Raw genomic sequence first — 19,966 nt, 5'->3', positions numbered from 1 at the left:
ACAGCCCCTTAGAAATAGCCTTGACGTTTCTTGTCTTCCATCGAGCCTGCGCCATCGTGGTCGATGACACGGCCCTGGCGCTCGGAAGTTCGCGTCAGGAGCATTTCCTGAATGATGTCCGTCAGGCTTTCGGCCTCGGACTCCACCGCGCCCGTCAACGGGTAGCAGCCAAGGGTACGGAAACGCACTTTCTTTTTGACGATGCGCGCCTTGTCCTCGTCGGACAGGTGCTCGAGGATGCGCTCGTCGTCGATCATGATCAGCGTGCCGTTCTTCTCGATCACTTCGCGTTCGGCGGCGAAGTACAGCGGCACGATCGGGATGCCTTCGAGGTAGATGTACTGCCAGATGTCCAGCTCGGTCCAGTTCGACAACGGGAACACACGGATGGATTCGCCCTTGTTGACCTTGCCGTTGTAGACGTTCCACAGCTCCGGACGCTGGTTCTTCGGATCCCAGCGGTGTTTGCTGTCGCGGAACGAGTAGACGCGCTCCTTGGCGCGGGACTTCTCTTCATCGCGACGGGCACCGCCGAAGGCGGCGTCGAAACCATGCTTGTCGAGCGCCTGCTTCAGGCCCTCGGTCTTCATGATGTCGGTGTGTTTGGCGCTGCCGTGGGTGAACGGGTTGATGCCCTGCGCAACGCCATCCGGGTTGACGTGGGTGATCAGGTCCAGGCCCAGTTCTTCGACCATCTTGTCGCGGAACTTGTACATCTCCTGGAATTTCCAGCGGGTGTCGACGTGCATCACCGGAAACGGCAGTTTGCCCGGGAAGAACGCCTTGCGTGCCAGATGCAGCATCACGGCGGAGTCTTTACCGATGGAGTACAGCATCACCGGGTTGTCGAACTCGGCGGCCACCTCGCGGATGATGTGGATGCTTTCCGCCTCCAGCTGTTTCAGATGCGTCAGTTTGTCGACCATGGCTACTCACGAAAGCTTTCTTATGAACGGCCAGCGGGCCGTGTTCGAGCGGGGAATCCTAGCACAGCGCCCTTCTTCTAATCAGGGCGCGGACTAGAACGAAAGAGCATATGAATATGCCCGCCCGTTCGGGTGCTTTCAGGGGAAAGTCAGATTGGATTCGGGCAGTCGATGAAGATGTGTTCCAGGGCAAACCGCTTCGCCAGATAATCGCCCAACGCCTGCACACCGTAGCGTTCGGTGGCGTGGTGGCCGGCAGCGATGAAGCTGATGTCGTTTTCCCGGGCACTGTGGAACGTCTGTTCGGAGGCCTCGCCACTGATGAACAGATCGACGCCGGCGGCAATGGCGTTATCGATGTAACCCTGGCCGCCGCCGGTGCACCAGCCGACTCGACGGATCATCCCGCTGCCTTCGATCAGCAGCGGCTCGCGGCCCATGCGTTCCTGCACGCGACGGGCGAAATCCCGGGCGGTCACCGGTTCATCCAGGGAGCCGACCAGGCCGACGATCTTCAGGTTATCCGGGTCCAGCGGCCCTTCGACAGTGATGTCGAGCTGCCGGGCCAGTTGCACGTTGTTGCCGACGTCCGGGTGCAGATCCAGCGGCAGGTGATAGGCCAGCAGACTGATGTCGTGTTTGAGCAGCGTCTTCAAGCGTCGCTGCTTCATGCCGGTGATGCACGGGTTCTCGCCCTTCCAGAAGTAACCGTGATGCACCAGCACCAGATCAGCCTCGGCTTCGACGGCGGCATCGAGCAATGCCTGGCTGGCGGTGACGCCGCTGACGATGCGCATCACCTGCGGACGGCCCTCGACCTGCAGGCCGTTGGGGCAATAATCGGCAATTTTCGCACTGCCGAGGTAGCGGTCGGCTTCTTCGACCAGGGTACTGAGGGCAACGGCCATGAAAGACTCCTGAAAATCCCGTTCAGAGGCGCGCGCGGCCTCGTATAATGCGCGACATTATGGGCGGTCTGACCCCGCCTGCAACTTTTCCAGGACGTGCTTAATGCTCAAGGCGCTGCGTTTTTTCGGCTGGCCGCTGTTGGCCGGTGTGCTTATCGCTCTGTTGATTATTCAGCGTTACCCGCAGTGGGTCGGGCTTCCGAGCCTCGACGTCAACCTGCAACAGGCTCCGCAGACCACCAGCGTGCAACAGGGGCCGGTGTCCTACGCCGACGCGGTGGTGATTGCCGCGCCGTCGGTGGTCAACCTCTACACCACCAAAGTCATCAACAAACCGGCGCATCCGCTGTTCGAGGATCCGCAGTTCCGCCGCTTTTTTGGTGACAACTCGCCGAAGCAGAAGCGCATGGAGTCGAGCCTCGGTTCCGGCGTGATCATGAGCCCGGAAGGCTACATCCTGACCAACAACCACGTCACCACCGGCGCCGACCAGATCGTCGTGGCGCTCAAGGATGGCCGCGAAACCCTGGCCCGGGTGATCGGCAGCGACCCGGAAACCGACCTGGCGGTGCTGAAGATCGACCTGAAAAACCTGCCGGCGATCACCGTCGGTCGCTCAGACAATATCCGCATCGGCGACGTCGCACTGGCCATCGGCAACCCGTTCGGGGTCGGCCAGACCGTGACCATGGGCATCATCAGCGCCACCGGCCGTAACCAGCTGGGCCTGAACAATTACGAAGACTTCATCCAGACCGACGCGGCGATCAACCCGGGCAACTCCGGCGGCGCACTGGTGGATGCCAACGGCAACCTCACCGGCATCAACACGGCGATTTTCTCCAAGTCCGGCGGCTCCCAGGGCATTGGTTTCGCGATTCCGGTGAAACTGGCGATGGAAGTGATGAAGTCGATCATCGAGCACGGTCAGGTGATTCGTGGCTGGCTGGGGATCGAAGTACAACCGCTGACCCAGGAATTGGCGGAGTCGTTCGGTCTGTCAGGGCGTCCAGGGATCGTGGTAGCGGGGATTTTCCGCGACGGCCCGGCACAGAAGGCCGGCCTGCAACTGGGCGACGTGATTCTCAGCATCGACGGCGAACCGGCCGGTGATGGTCGTAAGTCGATGAACCAGGTGGCGCGGATCAAGCCGACCGACAAGGTCACGATTCAGGTGATGCGCAATGGCAAGGAATTGAAGCTGACCGCCGAGATCGGCCTGCGTCCGCCGCCGGCGCCAGTGAAAGAAGAAGAGTAATTACAAAAAAAGACGGGAGCGAATTCGCTCCCGTCTTTTTATCGGCCAGTCACAGGTCGCCGAGACCGTCGATCAACGCCTGATTCTGCTCCGGCGTACCGATCGAGATCCGCAGGAACTGGGCAATCCGTTCCTGCTTGAAGTGGCGCACGATCACCCCCTGCTCACGCAGTTTGGCCGCCAGCCCCGCCGCATCGTGTTGCGGATGCCGGGCGAAGATGAAGTTGGCCGCTGACGGCAACACTTCAAAGCCTTTGGCCTGCAACTGCGCAACCACCCATTCGCGACTCTCGATGACCAATGCACAGGTCTTGTCGAAGTATTCGCGATCCTCGAACGCTGCCGCTGCACCGACATTGGCCATGCGATCGATCGGATAGGAGTTGAAGCTGTTCTTTACCCGCTCCAGCGCCTCGATCAGGTCCGGATGGCCGACCGCCAGACCGACCCGCAGCCCCGCCAGCGAACGGGACTTGGACAGAGTCTGGGTCACCAGCAGGTTCGGATAACGGTCGACCAGACTGATCGCAGTTTCGCCACCGAAGTCGATGTAGGCCTCGTCGACCACCACCACCGAATCCGGGCTGGCCTTGAGGATCTGCTCGACCGCTTCCAGCGCCAACAGGCAACCGGTCGGCGCGTTCGGATTGGGGAAGATGATCCCGCCGTTCGGCTTGGCGTAGTCCGCCGGGTTGATCTGGAACTGCGCGTCCAGCGGCACCGCGTCGAACTTGATGCCGTAAAGGCCGCAGTAGACCGGATAGAAGCTGTAGCTGATGTCCGGGAACAGCAGCGGCTGATCGTGTTGCAACAGGCCGTGGAAGATGTGCGCCAGTACTTCGTCCGAACCGTTGCCGAGGAACACCTGATTGCTCTGAACGCCGTAGTATTTGGCGACGGCGTTTTTCAGCAGATCGCTGTTCGGGTCCGGGTACAGACGCAGGTTGTCGTTGAGTTCGGTCTGCATCGCGGCCAGGGCTTTTGGCGACGGGCCGTACGGGTTTTCGTTGGTGTTGAGTTTGACCAGACGGGTCAGCTTCGGCTGCTCGCCCGGCACGTAAGGCACCAGATCCTTGACGAACGGGCTCCAGAATTTACTCATGTTCAGTTCCCCTTCACTTCGTCTTTGATGCGGTATTCAGCGCTGCGAGCGTGGGCGCTCAGGGATTCGCCACGGGCCAGGATCGAGGCGGTCTTGCCCAGCTCCGAAGCACCGGCCTCGGAGCAGAAGATGATCGACGAACGTTTCTGGAAGTCGTACACACCCAGCGGCGAGGAGAAACGCGCGGTGCCGGAGGTCGGCAGCACGTGGTTCGGACCGGCGCAGTAATCGCCCAGCGCTTCGGAGGTGTGGCGGCCCATGAAGATCGCACCGGCGTGGCGAATCTGCGGCAGCCAGGCCTGCGGATCGGCGACCGACAGTTCAAGGTGTTCCGGCGCGATGCGGTTGGCGACTTCGATGGCCTGAGCCATGTCACGCACGTGAATCAGGGCGCCACGGCCATTGATCGAAGTTTCGATGATGGTCGCGCGATCCATGGTCGGCAGCAGTTTGTCGATGCTCGCGGCGACCTTGTCGAGGAACTCGGCGTCCGGGCTGACCAGGATCGCCTGGGCGTCTTCGTCGTGCTCGGCCTGGGAGAACAGGTCCATGGCGATCCAGTCCGGATCGGTCTGGCCGTCGCACACCACAAGGATTTCCGACGGGCCGGCGATCATGTCGATGCCGACCTGACCGAACACGTGACGCTTGGCAGTCGCCACATAGATGTTGCCCGGGCCGACGACCTTGTCCACCTGCGGCACGCTTTCAGTACCGTAGGCCAGCGCCGCAACGGCTTGGGCGCCACCGATGGTGAACACCCGGTCGACACCGGCGATGCACGCCGCCGCCAGTACCAGTTCATTGACCTCGCCACGTGGAGTCGGCACCACCATCACCACTTCGGTGACACCGGCGACCTTGGCCGGAATCGCGTTCATCAAGACCGACGACGGGTACGACGCCTTACCGCCCGGCACGTACAGACCGGCGCGGTCCAGCGGCGTGACTTTCTGGCCCAGCACCGTGCCGTCGGCTTCGGTGTAGCTCCAGGAGTCCTGCTTCTGTTTTTCGTGGTAGCTGCGCACCCGGGCGGCGGCTTTCTCGAGCGCTTCGCGTTGCGCCACGGTGATGCGGGTCAGGGCCAGTTCCAGACGCTCGCGCGGCAGGATCAGGTCTGCCATCGAGGCGACTTCGAGGCCGTCGAACTTCTGGGTGAACTCGACCAGCGCCGCGTCACCGCGCTCGCGCACAGCCTTGATGATGTCCAGCACCCGCTGATTGACCGAGTCGTCAGACACACTTTCCCAGCTCAGCAGATGATCCAGATGATGCGCGAAATCCGGGTCAGCAGCGTTGAGTCGGCGAATTGCAGTCGGTGCGGTCATAGCGAGAGCCTCATAGGATTGGCAAAAACTCAGGCGCCCTAACTTAGCAGTCGTTTCCGCTTGGGCACCTGAGATTCTGGCTATGAGGCGGATAGACGGGCGCGACTTAACGTCGCGCAGGTACATCAGCCGCGGTGTCGAGACTCCACTGCCTTGCGCAGTGTGTCGATCAACGCCTGGATTCGGGCGTGTTGCATTTTCATCGAAGCTTTATTGACCACCAGACGCGAGCTGATCGTGGCGATCAGTTCCTGGGGTTCGAGACCGTTGGCACGCAGGGTGTTGCCGGTGTCGACCACGTCGATGATCTTGTCGGCCAGACCGATCAGTGGCGCCAGTTCCATCGAGCCGTACAGCTTGATGATGTCGACCTGACGGCCCTGTTCGGCGTAGTAACGCTTGGCAACGTTGACGAATTTGGTGGCGACGCGCAGACGGCCCTTGGGCTCGACGGCGCCGACCTTGCCGGCGGTCATCAGCTTGCACTGGGCAATCTGCAGGTCCAGCGGCTCGTAAAGGCCTTGCCCTGTGTATTCCATCAGCACGTCTTTACCGGCAACGCCGAGGTCGGCCGCGCCATGCTCGACATAGGTCGGCACGTCGGTGGCGCGCACGATCAACAGGCGTACGTCTTCCTGGGTCGTGGGAATGATCAGCTTGCGGCTTTTGTCCGGATTCTCGGTCGGCACGATGCCCGCTTCGGCGAGAAGCGGCAGGGTGTCGTCAAGGATGCGGCCCTTGGACAGTGCGATGGTCAACATGGGAAACGTCAGTCCTTATCAAGGTACTCATGTCCGGTCGCAATCGGCGCCGGACATACATCGAGGGCGTTACCACCCCCGATCGAAACGAATTCAACGGACACTTCCCTGTGTCCAGATGCAGCGACTAGCCCGGAACGCGACGGATTTTGGCGCCGAGCATCTGCAGTTTTTCCTCGATGCACTCGTAACCACGGTCGATGTGGTAGATGCGGTCGATCAGGGTATCGCCTTCGGCCATCAGTGCCGAGATCACCAGGCTGGCAGAAGCCCGCAGGTCGGTTGCCATCACTGGCGCGCCCTTGAGGATTTCAGTGCCGGTGACGATAGCGGTGTTGCCTTCGACCTGGATCTTGGCGCCCATGCGGTGCAGTTCGTAGACGTGCATGAAACGGTTTTCGAAGATCGTCTCGATCACGGCACCAGTGCCTTCGGCAATGGCGTTGAGCGAGATGAACTGCGCCTGCATGTCGGTCGGGAACGCCGGGTACGGCGCAGTGCGCACGTTGACAGCCTTCGGACGCTTGCCGTGCATGTCCAGCTCGATCCAGTCTTCGCCGCTGGTGATTTCGGCACCGGCTTCACGGAGCTTTTCCAGAACCGCTTCGAGGATGGTCGGATCAGTGTCCTTGACCTTCACGCGGCCGCCGGTGACCGCAGCGGCCACCAGGTAGGTGCCGGTTTCGATACGGTCAGGCATGACCTTGTAGAAAGCCGAACCCAGACGCTCGACGCCATCGATGGTGATGGTGTCGGTACCGGCGCCGGAAACCTTGGCGCCCATGGCGTTCAGGAAGTTCGCAAGGTCGACCACTTCAGGTTCGCGGGCGGCGTTCTGCAGCACGCTGCGACCCTTGGCCAGAGCAGCGGCCATCATGATGTTTTCGGTACCAGTCACGCTGACGGTATCGAAGAAGAAGTGCGCACCGCGCAGGCCGCCTTCAGGCGCCTTGGCCTTGATGTAGCCGCCTTCGACGTCGATGATCGCACCCATGGCTTCGAGGCCGCGGATGTGCAGGTCAACCGGACGCGAGCCGATGGCGCAACCGCCAGGCAGGGCGACTTCGGCTTCACCGAAACGGGCAACCATCGGGCCAAGCACCAGGATCGACGCGCGCATGGTTTTCACCAGCTCGTACGGAGCGACCAGGGTCTTGATGGTGCGCGGGTCGATTTCGACGCTGAGCTTCTCGTCGATCACAGGCTCGATGCCCATGCGACCGAACAGCTCGATCATGGTGGTGATGTCGTGCAGGTGCGGCAGGTTGCCGACGGTGACCGGGCCATCGCACAGCAAGGTGGCAGCCAGGATCGGCAGGGCGGAGTTCTTCGCCCCGGAAATGCGGATCTCGCCATCAAGACGAGCGCCACCGGTAATAATCAATTTATCCATAACAATCTCGACGCCCTAGGGCTCAGGTGCGCTCGGCCCAGGCCGCGCTGCTGAAAAATTTCATAGTGACCGCGTGGATGCTGCCATCGGCGATCCATGGGTTCAAATGGGCATAGATGCTTTGCTGACGCTTGACCGGGCTCAACGCCGCCAGTTCATCGCTAATCACGTTCAGCTGAAAGTTGCAGCCTTCGCCTTCAACTTCCACCCGGGTTCCGGGCAGATTTGCTTCAAGGAAGCTTTTCACTTCTACGGCCTGCATGCTCAACCTCAATCGGCGCCCTGTGCGCACGGGTCGGACATCATACAAAAAAGCCCCGCGCCTGCGAACCCCGCTGCGCAGGACTCTGACGGGGGGCTTCTTTATAGATGCGGGTTCAGGGTTGCGCCAACAGCTCGGTCAGCTCGCTGACCTGAGCAATTTCACGCATGTCTTCCGGCATCCCGCGGATGCTGACCGCCTTGCCGGCGGCTTTCGCATCGCGAATGAAGCACAGCAGCAACGACAGGCCGACGCTGCTGGACTTTTCCACCGCCGAACAATCGATCACCAATGCCGGGGCATTGCACGATTTGATCAGCGCCCGGCCCTGCTCGCGAAGGCCGGGACCGGTGCGGTAATCCAGCACACCGGTGAGCTGAAGCTGACTGGCTTCGTCCAGACGAATGGCCGACTCGGTCATTGGGCAGGCTTCTCTTGTTTCTCGGCAGTCTGCTTGGCCTTGGCCACTTCGCCGGCCCAGCCGTTGATGGTCTTGTCCAGGTCGTTGCCGTTGCGCTGCATCGCGTCGGCGAACTGGTCACGGAACAGCTTGCCGATGTTGATGCCGTTGATGATCACGTTGCGCAGCTTCCACTCGCCGTTGATCTTCTCCAGCGTGTACTGAACCGGATAGATCGCGCCGTTGTTGCCCTTGACGGTCATGCCGACGCTGGTACGGTCGCCCGACTCATCCTTCGGCGCATCGACGGTGATGCCCTGGTTGTTGTATTCCAGCAAGGCGTTGCCATAGAACTGGAACAGGCCACGCTTGAAGTTTTCCTGGAAGGTCTGCATCTGCGCCGGGGTGGCCTTGCGCGAGTACTTGACCGTCATGATGCTTTTGGAAATGCCTTCGGCATCCACCACCGGACCCACGATGGTATTCAGTGCGGTGTAGAAGTCCTGCGGGTCCTGCTTGTACTTCTCTTTATTCGCCGCCAGATCGGCAAGCATCCGGTTGGTCGTGTCCTGGACCAGATCGTGCGCCGACTGCCCGGGCGCAGCGTTCGCCAGCAGTGGCAGTGTCGCGAGCAACACCAACAGGCCACGTCGCAAGGTAGAGATCATTCAAAAGCTCCTCATTTGGCGTCTTTGCTAACGGTATTGAGCAGGAATTTACCGATCAGGTCTTCCAGCACCAGAGACGACTGGGTGTCGTGAATGGTTCCACCATCCTTGAGCCGGGTTTCTTCCCCGCCCACGCTGATGCCGATGTACTTCTCGCCCAACAGGCCAGCCGTCAGGATAGACGCTGTGGAGTCGGTCGGCAGATTGTCTACCTTTTTATCCACCAGCAGGGTCACCCGGCCGGTAAAACTGTCGCGATCCAGATCGATCGCCGTGACCTTGCCGATGGTCACACCGGCCATGGTCACTTTGGCTCTGACCGTCAGACCGGCGATATTGTCGAAGTAGGCATAAAGCTTGTAGGTATCGGTGGTCGAAGTCGGAGACAGGCCACTGACCCGCAGGGCAAGCAGCAACAAGGCCAGGATCCCTGCCAGCAGGAACAGGCCGACACCGATTTCCAGGGTGCGGTTTTGCATCAGAAATCTCCAAACATCAAAGCGGTCAGAATAAAGTCCAGGCCGAGCACTGCCAGCGAGGCGAATACTACGGTCTTGGTGGTGGCACGACTGATTCCCTCGGAAGTGGGCTCACAGTCATAGCCTTGGAATACGGCGATCCAGGTCACGACAAAGGCGAAAACGATACTTTTGATCACGCCGTTGAGTACATCGCTGGAGAAGTTGACGCTGTTCTGCATGTTCGCCCAGTAGGAGCCTTCATAGACGCCCAGCCAGTCGACCGCGACCCAGGAACCGCCCCAGATGCCGACCACGCTGAAGATCATCGCCAGCACCGGCAGGGAAATGAAACCGGCCCACAGACGCGGAGCGATGATGTACTTGAGCGGATCGACACCGATCATTTCCAGGCTGGACAACTGCTCGGTGGACTTCATGTTGCCGATTTCCGCCGTCAGCGCCGAACCGGCACGACCGGCGAACAGCAGCGCCGTCACCACCGGGCCCAGCTCACGCAGCAAGGTCAAGGCAACCATCTGCCCCACCGCCTGCTCCGAGCCATAGCTCGACAGGATGTTGAACCCCTGCAGCGCCAGCACCATGCCGATGAAAATCCCCGACACGACGATAATCACCAGCGACATCACGCCGACCGAGTGCAGTTGCTTGACCAGCAGGCCGAAACCGCCACCTATGCCACCACGCCCCAGCAGAGCATGAAACAGGAACAGCGTCGCGCGTCCGAATACCGCGACGGCATCGATAGCCGATTCGCCGAACCGACGTACGCGTTCTATTAATGAGATTCTGCGCATCAACGTTTCCCCAGAAGATCTGCGCGGTAATCCGTCGCTGGAAAGTGATACGGAACCGGACCATCGGGATCGCCGGTCATGAACTGACGGATACGCGGTTCATCCGAGTTCATCAACTCGTCCGGCGTACCCTGCCCCAGCACCTGACCATCGCCCACCACATAGATGTAATCGGCAATGCTCGCGGTTTCGGCGAGGTCGTGGGAAACCACGATACTGGTGATCCCCAACGCATCGTTCAGCAGGCGAATCAGGCGCACCAGAACGCCCATGGCGATCGGGTCCTGGCCGACGAACGGTTCGTCGTACATGAGAATCTGCGGATCGAGCGCAATCGCCCGGGCCAGAGCCACGCGGCGCTTCATGCCGCCGGACAGCTCATCGGGCATCAGCTCGATGGCGCCCCGCAGACCGACCGCCTGCAATTTGAGCAGCACGATGTCGCGGATCATCTCTTCCGGCAACTGGGTATGAACGCGCAGGGGAAAGGCGACGTTCTCGAACACATCGAGATCGGTGAACAGCGCGCCGCTCTGAAACAGCACGCCCATGTGCTTGCGCGCATCGAACAGATCGCTGCGCGACAGCTTCGGCAAGTTCTGGCCGTTGACCCAGACTTCGCCCTGCGATGGCCGCAACTGGGCACCCATCAGACGCAGCAGCGTGGTCTTGCCACACCCGGAAGGCCCCATGATTCCGGTGACCTTGCCGCGCGGGATGCGGATATCGACGTTATTGAAAATGCTCCGCGCACCGCGCTTGAAGGAGACTCCCTTCAGCTCGACCGCGTAGGCGTTATCGGCACTCATCTAAACTCCTTGCGATGCAGCCTCTCACTCGGACGCCTGGCTTTCTGGAGAAAGCCCTTACATCCCGGGCAGGCCGAACTGGCGGCGAACTATATCACTGCAAAGGGCAAGCGCCCAAGGCCTCTCCCCGGCCACGTTCAGCGATATGACAGGCCCGAGGCTTCTATAAAAGGGTTTTAGTAACCGGGAATGACAAAGCACGACGAACTTGCGTGAGGCTTTTCAACATAACCGCTATAATCGCCGCCTTTTCATCGGGCTATACGATTTCTGACATGAGCCAAACCAGCGACCTGATTCAATCGGCACAACGCACCATCCGCCTCGAAGTGGAAGCCGTACAAGGCTTGTTGCCCCATATCGACGCCGATTTCGTACGCGCTTGCGAGATGATTCTGGCCAGCAAGGGCCGTGTAGTGGTGGTCGGCATGGGCAAGTCCGGGCACATCGGCAACAAGATCGCCGCGACCCTGGCCAGCACCGGCACCCCGGCGTTTTTCGTGCACCCGGCCGAAGCCAGCCACGGCGACATGGGCATGATCACCCGTGATGACGTGATCCTGGCCTTGTCGAACTCCGGTTCCACCAACGAAATCGTCACCCTGCTGCCGCTGATCAAACGCCTGGGCATCCAGTTGATCAGTGTGACCGGCAACCCGCAATCGCCGCTGGCAAAAGCGGCCGAGGTCAATCTCAACGTTCACGTCGAGCACGAAGCCTGCCCGCTGAACCTGGCGCCGACCTCCTCGACCACTGCCGCACTGGTCATGGGCGACGCCCTGGCCGTGGCGTTGCTGGAAGCCCGCGGTTTCACCGCCGAAGACTTCGCCTTTTCCCACCCGGGTGGCGCACTCGGCCGACGCTTGCTGCTGAAAGTGGAAAACGTCATGCACGCAGGTCAGGAACTGCCACAGGTACAACGCGGTACCCTGCTCAAGGACGCACTGATGGAAATGACCCGCAAGGGTCTGGGCATGACTGTCATTCTCGAGGCCGATGGCAAGCTTGCCGGGATCTTCACCGACGGCGACCTGCGCCGCACACTGGATCGCAGCATCGATATCCACAGCGCGACCATCGATCAGGTGATGACCGTACACGGCAAGACCGCCCGCGCCGAAATGCTGGCCGCCGAGGCCCTGAAAATCATGGAAGACCATCGAATCAACGCGCTTGTCGTCGTGGATGAGGACGATCGTCCGATCGGCGCCTTCAACCTCTCCGACCTGCTGCGCGCAGGAGTGATGTAAATGAGCACCGATCTGCTGCAACGCGGCAAAGCCATCAAACTGGCGGTTTTCGACGTCGACGGCGTCCTCACCGACGGACGCCTGTACTTCCTTGAAGACGGCAGCGAGTTCAAGACCTTCAATACACTCGACGGCCAGGGCATCAAGATGCTGATGAACGCGGGCGTACAGACCGCCATCATCAGCGGTCGCAAGACCCCGGTGGTCGAGCGTCGGGCGAAGAACCTGGGGATTCCGCACCTGTTTCAGGGCCGTGAAGACAAACTCGTCGTCCTCGACGGCCTTCTCGAGCAACTGGGCCTAAGCTATGAACAGGTCGCCTACCTCGGTGACGACCTGCCCGACCTGCCGGTGATCCGCCGGGTGGGGCTTGGCATGGCGGTGGCCAACGCGGCCCCCTTTGTGCGCGAGCATGCCCATGGCGTTACCCTGGCCCGTGGTGGCGAGGGCGCCGCCCGTGAATTCTGCGAACTGATCCTGCGCGCCCAGGGCAGCCTCGATGCCGCCAACAACGCGTACCTGTGAGTCAAACCATGTTTAGCAAAAAGTTTCGCAACATCCTGCTGTTCGGTTGCATCGCCGCCATTTTCGGCGCGGTCGGCTACTGGAACATCAGCCCGGAGCGCTTCCTCGACAAGCCTCCTGTCTCGGCAGAAGAGAGCCCGATCGACTGGTACGCGACCAACACCCACACCTTGCAATACCTGGAAGACGGCAAGGTGCAGTACGAAATGACCTCCGACAAGGCCGAGCACGTCAAGGCGACCGACATTACACTGGTCACCAAGCCCGACCTGAACATGTTTCGCGGCACCGAATTCCCGTGGCACGTGACCAGCGAGCGCGGTGAAGTGAATTCCGGCGGCACCGAGGTCGAACTGATCGACTCTGTTCGCGTCAAGCGCACCGATGAAAAGAACCGCGACACCCTGATCACCAGCACCCGAATGACGGTGTTCCCTCAGCAGCAATATGCGCAGACCCAGCAACCCGTTAGAATCGACGGCGCTGGCGGTGTATCGACCGGCGTGGGAATGAAAGCGTATTTGAAGGAAAGCAGGATACACCTGCTATCGAACGTAAGAGGACAGTATGAGGCTCGTTAAAACCCTCCCTATTTTGCTCAGTCTGGGCGCAGCACTGGGAAGCGTGAGCGCCTGGGCTCTGCCGAACGATCAGGAGCAGCCAATCCGCATTCAGGCCGACGATGCCCAGCTGGACGACAAGAATGGCGTTGCCACTTACAAGGGCGCCGTGATCATCACCCAGGGTTCGATGATCGTCAAAGGCGACACCGTAACGCTGACGCGCAACCCGGCCGGCGAGATCGACGTGGTGACTTCGGTAGGCAACCTGGCCTATTTCGAACAACTGCAAACCGCTGGCGACACCAAACCCGTCCAGGGCTGGGGCGTGACCATTCAGTACCACGCGCAGCAAAACCGCGTCGTACTGATCGACAAGGCCAAGGTCGTCGACAAGGACAACAACACCACTCAGGGCGAGAAGATCGTCTATGACACGGTGAAAAAACTCGCCAGCGCCGGTCGCGCTACCGGCAACAAGGTCACCGAAGCGCGTCCGCGCATCGACATGGTGATCCAGCCGAAGAAGAAAACCGACGAGAAAACCCAGTAATGGCAACCCTGAAAGCTCAGCACCTGGCCAAGGCCTATAAAAGCCGCCAGGTCGTGCGTGACGTCAGCCTGTCGATCGACAGCGGCCAGATCGTGGGCCTGCTCGGCCCCAACGGCGCCGGCAAGACCACCTGCTTCTACATGATCGTCGGCCTGGTGCAGGCCGATCAGGGCCGTGTGCTGATCGACGACCTGGACGTCAGCCACCAGCCGATGCACGGCCGCGCCAAGGCCGGTATCGGCTATCTGCCGCAGGAAGCCTCGATCTTCCGCAAACTGTCGGTAGCCGACAACATCATGGCCATCCTCGAAACCCGCCAGGAGCTCGACAAGGCCGGCCGTCGCAAGGAGCTGGAGAGCCTGCTGCAGGAATTCCACATCAGCCATATCCGCGATAACCTCGGCATGAGCCTGTCCGGTGGCGAGCGTCGCCGGGTGGAAATCGCCCGCGCACTGGCCACCGCACCGAAATTCATCCTGCTCGACGAACCGTTCGCCGGTGTCGACCCGATCTCCGTGGGCGACATCAAGCAGATCATTCACCATCTCAAGGCCAAGGGCATCGGTGTGCTGATCACCGACCACAACGTCCGCGAGACGCTGGATATCTGCGAAACGGCCTACATCGTCAATGACGGCCAACTGATCGCCGAAGGCGACTCCGCGACCATCCTCGCCAACGATCTGGTGAAGGAAGTGTATCTGGGTCACGAGTTCCGCCTGTAAGCGCGACAGCATTCGACCAGCCGTCCGGGTGCTGTAACGTTGAAGCGCATTTTTATACGCTTTTATTGTTACAGCGCTCTAGGCAAACACGACAGTTTCAGGCATATAATTTGCTTATGTTTGGCGCCTCGGCGCCCTGTAGTGGATGGCGCATAGCGCCGGCGAATAAGGTGTTAAGCCCCTGCCATGAAACCATCGCTAGTCTTGAGAATGGGCCAGCAGCTGACGATGACACCGCAGCTGCAACAGGCCATCCGCCTGCTCCAATTGTCGACCCTGGATCTGCAACAGGAAATTCAGGAGGCTCTGGAATCCAACCCGATGCTCGAACGCCAGGAAGACGGCGACGACTTCGACAATTCCGACCCGCTGGCCGACAACGCCGAACAGAAGCCCAATACCGAGATCCAGGAACCTTCCTACCAGGAAACCGCGCCGACGGTCGACAATCTCGAGGACGGCGAATGGAACGAGCGAATCCCCAACGAACTGCCTGTCGACACCGCCTGGGAAGACGTCTACCAGACCAGCGCCAGCAGCCTGCCGAGCAACGATGACGACGAGTGGGATTTCACCACCCGCACTTCCGCCGGTGAAAGCCTGCAAAGCCACCTGCTGTGGCAGTTGAACCTGGCGCCGATGTCCGACACCGATCGCCTGATTGCCGTCACCCTGATCGATTGCATCAACAATCAGGGCTACCTCGACGAAACCCTCGAAGAAATTCTCGACGCCTTCGATCCGGAGCTCGACATCGAGCTGGACGAGATCGAAGCGGTCCTGCACCGCATCCAGCAATTCGAACCCGCCGGCATTGGCGCACGCAACCTGGGCGAATGCCTGCTGCTGCAATTGCGCCAGCTGTCGGCCAAGACTCCTTGGCTGGCCGAAGCCAAGCGCCTGGTCACCGATTACATCGACCTGCTCGGCAGCCGCGACTACAGCCAGCTGATGCGCCGCATGAAGCTCAAGGAAGATGAACTGCGCCAGGTCATCGAACTGGTCCAGAGCCTCAACCCGCGCCCCGGCTCACAGATCGAATCCACCGAAGCCGAATACGTGGTGCCTGACGTGATCGTGCGCAAGGACAACGAGCGCTGGCTGGTCGAGTTGAACCAGGAGTCGGTGCCGCGCCTGCGGGTCAACGCCCAGTACGCCGGTTTCGTCCGTCGCGCCGACACCAGCGCCGACAATACCTTCATGCGCAATCAGTTGCAGGAAGCCCGCTGGTTCATCAAGAGCCTGCAGAGCCGCAACGAAACCCTTATGAAAGTGGCCACCCAGATCGTCGAGCATCAGCGCGGCTTCCTGGAATACGGCGACGAAGCGATGAAGCCACTCGTGCTGCATGACATCGCCGAGGCAGTCGGCATGCACGAGTCGACGATTTCCCGGGTGACCACGCAGAAATTCATGCATACCCCCCGGGGCATATATGAACTGAAATACTTTTTCTCCAGCCACGTCAGCACCTCCGAAGGCGGCGAATGCTCATCCACGGCGATCCGCGCGATCATCAAGAAACTGGTCGCCGCGGAAAATCAGAAAAAGCCGTTGAGTGACAGCAAGATCGCTGGTTTACTGGAGGCACAAGGCATTCAGGTGGCTCGCCGCACCGTCGCCAAGTACCGCGAATCCCTCGGGATCGCGCCTTCGAGCGAACGCAAGCGGTTGATGTAAGCCACGTTACAGCGTTCCAGTGGCAGGCTCTTCGGCCTGCCGCTTTATGCACTGGCAACGAAGGAGAAGCTGTATGCAAGTCAACATCAGTGGACACCAACTGGAAGTTACCCAACCTCTCCGTGAATACGTTGAGCAGAAGCTCAAGAGGCTTGAGGGACATTTCGACAAGATCACCAACGTGCAAGTCACGATGTGCGTCGAAAAGCTGAAACAGAAAATCGAAGCCACGCTGCATATTCCCGGCAACGAGGTCGTCGCAAACGCGGAACATACCGACATGTACGCAGCGATCGACGCGCTGACCGACAAGCTTGATAAACAACTCAAAAAGCATAAGGAAAAGACCCAGAGCCTGCTTCAGGGCGCTACCGGTCGATAACCCCCACCCCCATGATCCGACTTGAAAGCATCCTGACCCCCGGCCGTTCCCTGGTGAACGTGCCGGGCGGCAGTAAAAAGAAAGCCCTCGAACAAATTGCCAACCTGATCGCCCGGGAAAAACCGGATCTGGAGATGCAAGATGTCTTCGAGGCGCTGATTGCCCGTGAAAAACTCGGTTCGACCGGTTTTGGCAACGGCATCGCCATTCCCCATTGCCGCCTCAAGGGCTGTGAATCGCCCATCAGCGCCTTGATGCACCTTGAAGCACCTATCGATTTCGATGCCATCGATGGCGCGCCGGTGGACCTGCTGTTCGTGCTGCTGGTCCCGGAAGCTGCCACCGATGCACACCTGGAACTGCTGCGCCAGATCGCCAGCATGCTCGATCGCAAGGAAGTACGCGAAAAGCTGCGTCGCGCCACCACCAACGAAGCCTTGTATCAGGTTGTCCTGGACGAGCAAAACGGGCACTAAACATGCGCTTGATCATCGTCAGTGGCCGCTCCGGCTCGGGCAAAAGCACGGCCCTGGATGTCCTTGAGGACAACGGCTACTACTGCATCGACAATCTGCCGGCGGGCCTGCTGCCGGAGCTGGCGGAACGCGCACTGATTCATACGGAACTGTCTCAGCCACTGGTCGCGGTATCGATCGATGCGCGCAACCTGCCAAGCCACCTTTCGCGTTTTCCGGAGTTGCTTGAGGAAGTCCGCAGCCGACATATCCAGTGCGACGTCCTGTATCTGGATGCCGATGAAGAAACCCTGCTCAAGCGCTTCTCGGAAACCCGTCGTCGTCACCCGCTGAGCAGTGCCAACCGCTCGCTGGCTGAAGCCATCAACGATGAAACCGCCCTGCTGGGCCCGATCGCCGATCTGGCCGACCTGAAGGTCAATACCACCAATCTGAACCTGTATCAGTTGCGCGACACCATCAAGCTGCGCCTGCTGAACCAGCCGGAGCCCGGTACGGCGTTTCTGGTGGAGTCGTTCGGTTTCAAACGCGGCATGCCGGTGGATGCGGATCTGGTGTTCGATGTACGCTGCCTGCCCAACCCGTACTGGAAACCGGAACTACGTGCGCAATCCGGACTCGATGAGCCGGTAGCCGAGTACCTGGCGGCTCAGCCGGAAGTCGAAGAGATGTTCCAGGACATCTATGCGTATCTGTTCAAATGGTTGCCGCGCTTCGCTGCGAGCAATCGTGCCTACGTGACCATTGCCATTGGCTGCACCGGCGGACATCACCGTTCCGTCTACCTGACCGAACGCCTGGGTCAGGCCCTGCAGAAAACCCTGAAGAACGTCCAGGTTCGCCACCGCGACCTCAGCTAAAGGATTCACACCGCGATGCCTGCTCTGGAAATCGAAATCATCAACAAGCTGGGCCTGCATGCCCGGGCGTCGGCAAAGTTCGTGGGCGTGGCGGGTCAGTATCCCGACTGCACGATCAGAGTGGGTCGCACCCCGGAAACCACGGTAGATGGCAAAAGCATCATGGCGATGATGATGCTCGCTGCCGGCAAGGGCACCAAAATCCACCTGAGCACCGAGGGACATCAGGAACAGGAAGCCATGGATGCTCTGGTGGCACTGATCAACAACTACTTCGACGAAGGTGGTTGAAAGTCCTTTGTGGCGAGAGATACGTCTCTCGCCACGCTTATCCCAGCGCCGTGTCCATCACCATCATCAGGCAGAAGCCGATCAACAATCCCAGGCTCGCCAGTTTTTCGTGACCATTGCGTCGCGACTCCGGGATCACTTCGTGGGTCACCACCAGCAACATTGCTCCGGCCGCCAGCGCCAATCCGAGGGGCAACAACAATTCCGCCAGGCTGACCAGCCACGCACACAGCAGTGCGAACACCGGTTCGACCAGACCTGACGCCGCCCCGATCAGAAACGCCTTGACCCGCGACATCCCCGCCCCGGCCAGCACCAGCGCAATAACCAGCCCTTCCGGCACGTCCTGCAAGGCGATGCCCATCGCCAGGCTGTCAGCGTCCGGCATGCCGCCACCCGCAGAGACGCCGACAGCCATGCCTTCCGGAATGTTATGGGCAATGATGGCAAACACGAACAGCCAGATCCGCGGAGGAATCACCGGATGCTCGACGGTGCCGATGAGCATTTCCGGTGAAGCGCCGGACAACCTGCGGTCGACCAGATACAGCGCGAAAGCACCGAGCATGATGCCGAAACAGATCAGGCCACTGGCGCCCCAAGGACTCAGCCCAAGGCTTTCGGCGGCGGCAATCCCCGGCACGATCAACGAAAACGCGGTCGCCGCCAGCATCACACCAGCACCAAACCCCAACAATGTGTCGCCCAGCGCCTGCGGCATGTTGCGGATCACCAGCACCGGAACGGCTCCAAGCGCGGTGCCGAGCGCGCAGATCGCACCACCCTGCAATGCCCGAGACAGTTTCGGCTCCAGGTTCAGCCATTCCAGCCCGTGCGCCACCAGCAAGGTCATGCCCGCCAACAGCAGCAGCGACCCGAATGCGTAACGAAACATTCGTCCGCTTCCGATCGCCAGTGTTTCAGTGCCCATAGTCAGCCCTGGATTGTTTTTATAGGAGACTTAAACCAGTGCAGCCTGATAACGCGCAGCGACTTCAGGCCAGTTGATCACGTTGTAGAACGCGCTGATGTATTCCGGGCGGCGGTTCTGATAACGCAGGTAGTAGGCGTGTTCCCACACGTCGAGTCCAAGAATCGGCGTATTGCCGCCCATCAGCGGGCTGTCCTGGTTGCCGCTGCTTTCCACCACCAGTTTCTTGTCCGGGGTGACACTGAGCCACGCCCAGCCGCTGCCGAAACGGGTCAGTGCAGCCTTGGTGAAGGCCTCCTTGAAGCTGTCGAGACCGCCCAGTTGCTCATCGATCGCCCTGGCCAGCGCACCGTCCGGCTTGCCGCCACCGCCAGGCACCATCACTTCCCAGAACAGCGAATGGTTGGCATGACCACCGCCCTGATTGATCACCGCCGCACGCAACTTTTCAGGCAGTAGCTGAACGCTGGCCACCAGTTTTTCCACCGGCCACTCGGCGTATTCCGTGCCCTCGACCGCGGCGTTCAGGTTGTTGATGTAGGTCTGGTGATGTTTGGTGTAGTGAATCTCCATGGTCTGCGCATCAATGTGCGGTTCCAGTGCGTCATAGGCGTAAGGCAGGGCTGGCAGGGTAAAAGCCAT

At 60.3% G+C, this 19,966-nt stretch carries 25 protein-coding genes; 11 read left to right on the top strand and 14 right to left on the bottom strand.

Annotated features, from left to right (window positions below; genetic code table 11):
• Positions 1-8 precede the first annotated feature (8 nt).
• Complete coding sequence (cysD, locus tag IF189_RS04640; RefSeq protein WP_007953546.1) at positions 9-926, bottom strand: sulfate adenylyltransferase subunit CysD; 918 nt, start codon at positions 924-926, stop codon at positions 9-11.
• A 149-nt stretch (positions 927-1,075) separates the two neighbouring features.
• Positions 1,076-1,834, bottom strand: coding sequence for a Nif3-like dinuclear metal center hexameric protein (locus IF189_RS04635; protein ID WP_192552902.1), 759 nt, complete (start codon positions 1,832-1,834; stop codon positions 1,076-1,078).
• Between the two features lie 103 nt (positions 1,835-1,937).
• Here IF189_RS04635 and algW point away from each other — a divergent pair, with 103 nt between their 5' ends.
• Positions 1,938-3,092, top strand: coding sequence for a Do family serine endopeptidase AlgW (algW, locus tag IF189_RS04630; RefSeq protein ID WP_085711771.1), 1,155 nt, complete (start codon positions 1,938-1,940; stop codon positions 3,090-3,092).
• Between the two features lie 49 nt (positions 3,093-3,141).
• Here algW and hisC read toward each other — a convergent pair whose 3' ends face one another.
• The 10 genes from hisC to IF189_RS04580 form a co-directional block, all read right to left on the bottom strand.
• On the bottom strand, positions 3,142-4,194 hold the full coding sequence (gene hisC, locus IF189_RS04625) for a histidinol-phosphate transaminase (protein ID WP_134825504.1): 1,053 nt from the start codon (positions 4,192-4,194) through the stop codon (positions 3,142-3,144).
• A 2-nt stretch (positions 4,195-4,196) separates the two neighbouring features.
• Complete coding sequence (gene hisD, locus IF189_RS04620; RefSeq protein ID WP_085711773.1) at positions 4,197-5,522, bottom strand: histidinol dehydrogenase; 1,326 nt, start codon at positions 5,520-5,522, stop codon at positions 4,197-4,199.
• 125 nt (positions 5,523-5,647) lie between these two features.
• A complete protein-coding gene (hisG, locus tag IF189_RS04615; protein WP_007953554.1) occupies positions 5,648-6,283 on the bottom strand; it encodes an ATP phosphoribosyltransferase in 636 nt (211 codons plus the stop codon).
• Between the two features lie 127 nt (positions 6,284-6,410).
• Entirely contained in the window at positions 6,411-7,676 is a 1,266-nt protein-coding gene (gene murA, locus IF189_RS04610; RefSeq protein ID WP_085711774.1) for a UDP-N-acetylglucosamine 1-carboxyvinyltransferase, read from the bottom strand.
• A gap of 22 nt (positions 7,677-7,698) precedes the next feature.
• Positions 7,699-7,938, bottom strand: coding sequence for a BolA family protein (locus IF189_RS04605; RefSeq protein ID WP_096818978.1), 240 nt, complete (start codon positions 7,936-7,938; stop codon positions 7,699-7,701).
• Between the two features lie 115 nt (positions 7,939-8,053).
• Positions 8,054-8,359: a lipid asymmetry maintenance protein MlaB gene (locus tag IF189_RS04600; RefSeq protein WP_085711775.1), complete on the bottom strand. Its 306-nt coding sequence runs from the start codon at positions 8,357-8,359 to the stop codon at positions 8,054-8,056.
• Positions 8,356-9,006, bottom strand: coding sequence for a phospholipid-binding protein MlaC (locus IF189_RS04595; RefSeq protein ID WP_085711776.1), 651 nt, complete (start codon positions 9,004-9,006; stop codon positions 8,356-8,358). The genes IF189_RS04600 and IF189_RS04595 overlap by 4 nt, the downstream gene beginning before the upstream one ends.
• 11 nt (positions 9,007-9,017) lie before the next feature.
• The gene (gene mlaD, locus IF189_RS04590; RefSeq protein ID WP_085711777.1) at positions 9,018-9,485 is read right to left on the bottom strand and encodes an outer membrane lipid asymmetry maintenance protein MlaD; all 468 of its coding nucleotides are present in this window, start codon (positions 9,483-9,485) and stop codon (positions 9,018-9,020) included.
• The gene (mlaE, locus tag IF189_RS04585) at positions 9,485-10,282 is read right to left on the bottom strand and encodes a lipid asymmetry maintenance ABC transporter permease subunit MlaE (RefSeq protein ID WP_114881430.1); all 798 of its coding nucleotides are present in this window, start codon (positions 10,280-10,282) and stop codon (positions 9,485-9,487) included. The genes mlaD and mlaE overlap by 1 nt, the downstream gene beginning before the upstream one ends.
• Positions 10,282-11,091, bottom strand: coding sequence for an ATP-binding cassette domain-containing protein (locus IF189_RS04580; protein ID WP_085711779.1), 810 nt, complete (start codon positions 11,089-11,091; stop codon positions 10,282-10,284). Before IF189_RS04580 ends, mlaE begins: the two co-directional genes overlap by 1 nt.
• Before the next feature lie 275 nt (positions 11,092-11,366).
• Here IF189_RS04580 and IF189_RS04575 point away from each other — a divergent pair, with 275 nt between their 5' ends.
• From IF189_RS04575 to IF189_RS04530, 10 genes are all read left to right on the top strand, one after another.
• Complete coding sequence (locus IF189_RS04575) at positions 11,367-12,341, top strand: KpsF/GutQ family sugar-phosphate isomerase (protein WP_085711780.1); 975 nt, start codon at positions 11,367-11,369, stop codon at positions 12,339-12,341.
• The gene (locus tag IF189_RS04570) at positions 12,342-12,866 is read left to right on the top strand and encodes a KdsC family phosphatase (RefSeq protein ID WP_134825503.1); all 525 of its coding nucleotides are present in this window, start codon (positions 12,342-12,344) and stop codon (positions 12,864-12,866) included. It abuts the gene before it with no gap.
• Positions 12,867-12,874: 8 nt separating this feature from the next.
• The gene (gene lptC, locus IF189_RS04565) at positions 12,875-13,447 is read left to right on the top strand and encodes an LPS export ABC transporter periplasmic protein LptC (RefSeq protein ID WP_134825502.1); all 573 of its coding nucleotides are present in this window, start codon (positions 12,875-12,877) and stop codon (positions 13,445-13,447) included.
• On the top strand, positions 13,434-13,979 hold the full coding sequence (gene lptA, locus IF189_RS04560) for a lipopolysaccharide transport periplasmic protein LptA (protein ID WP_134825501.1): 546 nt from the start codon (positions 13,434-13,436) through the stop codon (positions 13,977-13,979). Before lptC ends, lptA begins: the two co-directional genes overlap by 14 nt.
• Entirely contained in the window at positions 13,979-14,704 is a 726-nt protein-coding gene (gene lptB / locus IF189_RS04555) for an LPS export ABC transporter ATP-binding protein (RefSeq protein ID WP_007953572.1), read from the top strand. The genes lptA and lptB overlap by 1 nt, the downstream gene beginning before the upstream one ends.
• Before the next feature lie 186 nt (positions 14,705-14,890).
• Positions 14,891-16,384 (top strand): RNA polymerase factor sigma-54, encoded by a 1,494-nt coding sequence (locus IF189_RS04550; RefSeq protein WP_134825500.1) that lies wholly within the window; start codon positions 14,891-14,893, stop codon positions 16,382-16,384.
• Positions 16,385-16,457: 73 nt separating this feature from the next.
• Positions 16,458-16,766 carry a ribosome hibernation-promoting factor, HPF/YfiA family gene (gene hpf, locus IF189_RS04545; protein WP_007953578.1) on the top strand — a complete coding sequence of 103 codons (309 nt, stop codon included), beginning with the start codon at positions 16,458-16,460 and terminating at the stop codon, positions 16,764-16,766.
• Positions 16,767-16,777: 11 nt separating this feature from the next.
• The gene (ptsN, locus tag IF189_RS04540) at positions 16,778-17,242 is read left to right on the top strand and encodes a PTS IIA-like nitrogen regulatory protein PtsN (protein ID WP_085711784.1); all 465 of its coding nucleotides are present in this window, start codon (positions 16,778-16,780) and stop codon (positions 17,240-17,242) included.
• Between the two features lie 2 nt (positions 17,243-17,244).
• A complete protein-coding gene (gene rapZ, locus IF189_RS04535; protein ID WP_096818961.1) occupies positions 17,245-18,102 on the top strand; it encodes an RNase adapter RapZ in 858 nt (285 codons plus the stop codon).
• A 15-nt stretch (positions 18,103-18,117) separates the two neighbouring features.
• Positions 18,118-18,393 carry an HPr family phosphocarrier protein gene (locus IF189_RS04530; protein WP_085711786.1) on the top strand — a complete coding sequence of 92 codons (276 nt, stop codon included), beginning with the start codon at positions 18,118-18,120 and terminating at the stop codon, positions 18,391-18,393.
• A 37-nt stretch (positions 18,394-18,430) separates the two neighbouring features.
• On the opposite strand, the gene IF189_RS04525 is transcribed toward IF189_RS04530, so the two are convergent.
• Together IF189_RS04525 and IF189_RS04520 are read right to left on the bottom strand one after the other, a co-directional pair.
• A complete protein-coding gene (locus IF189_RS04525; RefSeq protein ID WP_134825499.1) occupies positions 18,431-19,324 on the bottom strand; it encodes a ZIP family metal transporter in 894 nt (297 codons plus the stop codon).
• Positions 19,325-19,354: 30 nt separating this feature from the next.
• Positions 19,355-19,966 carry a superoxide dismutase gene (locus IF189_RS04520; protein WP_134825508.1) on the bottom strand — a complete coding sequence of 204 codons (612 nt, stop codon included), beginning with the start codon at positions 19,964-19,966 and terminating at the stop codon, positions 19,355-19,357.

Origin of the sequence: Pseudomonas sp. IzPS59, assembly GCF_014863505.1 — a bacterium.
In the GTDB taxonomy this organism is placed as follows: Bacteria; Pseudomonadota; Gammaproteobacteria; order Pseudomonadales; family Pseudomonadaceae; genus Aquipseudomonas; species Aquipseudomonas kribbensis.
This window is presented reverse-complemented; position numbering and strand designations above follow the sequence as displayed.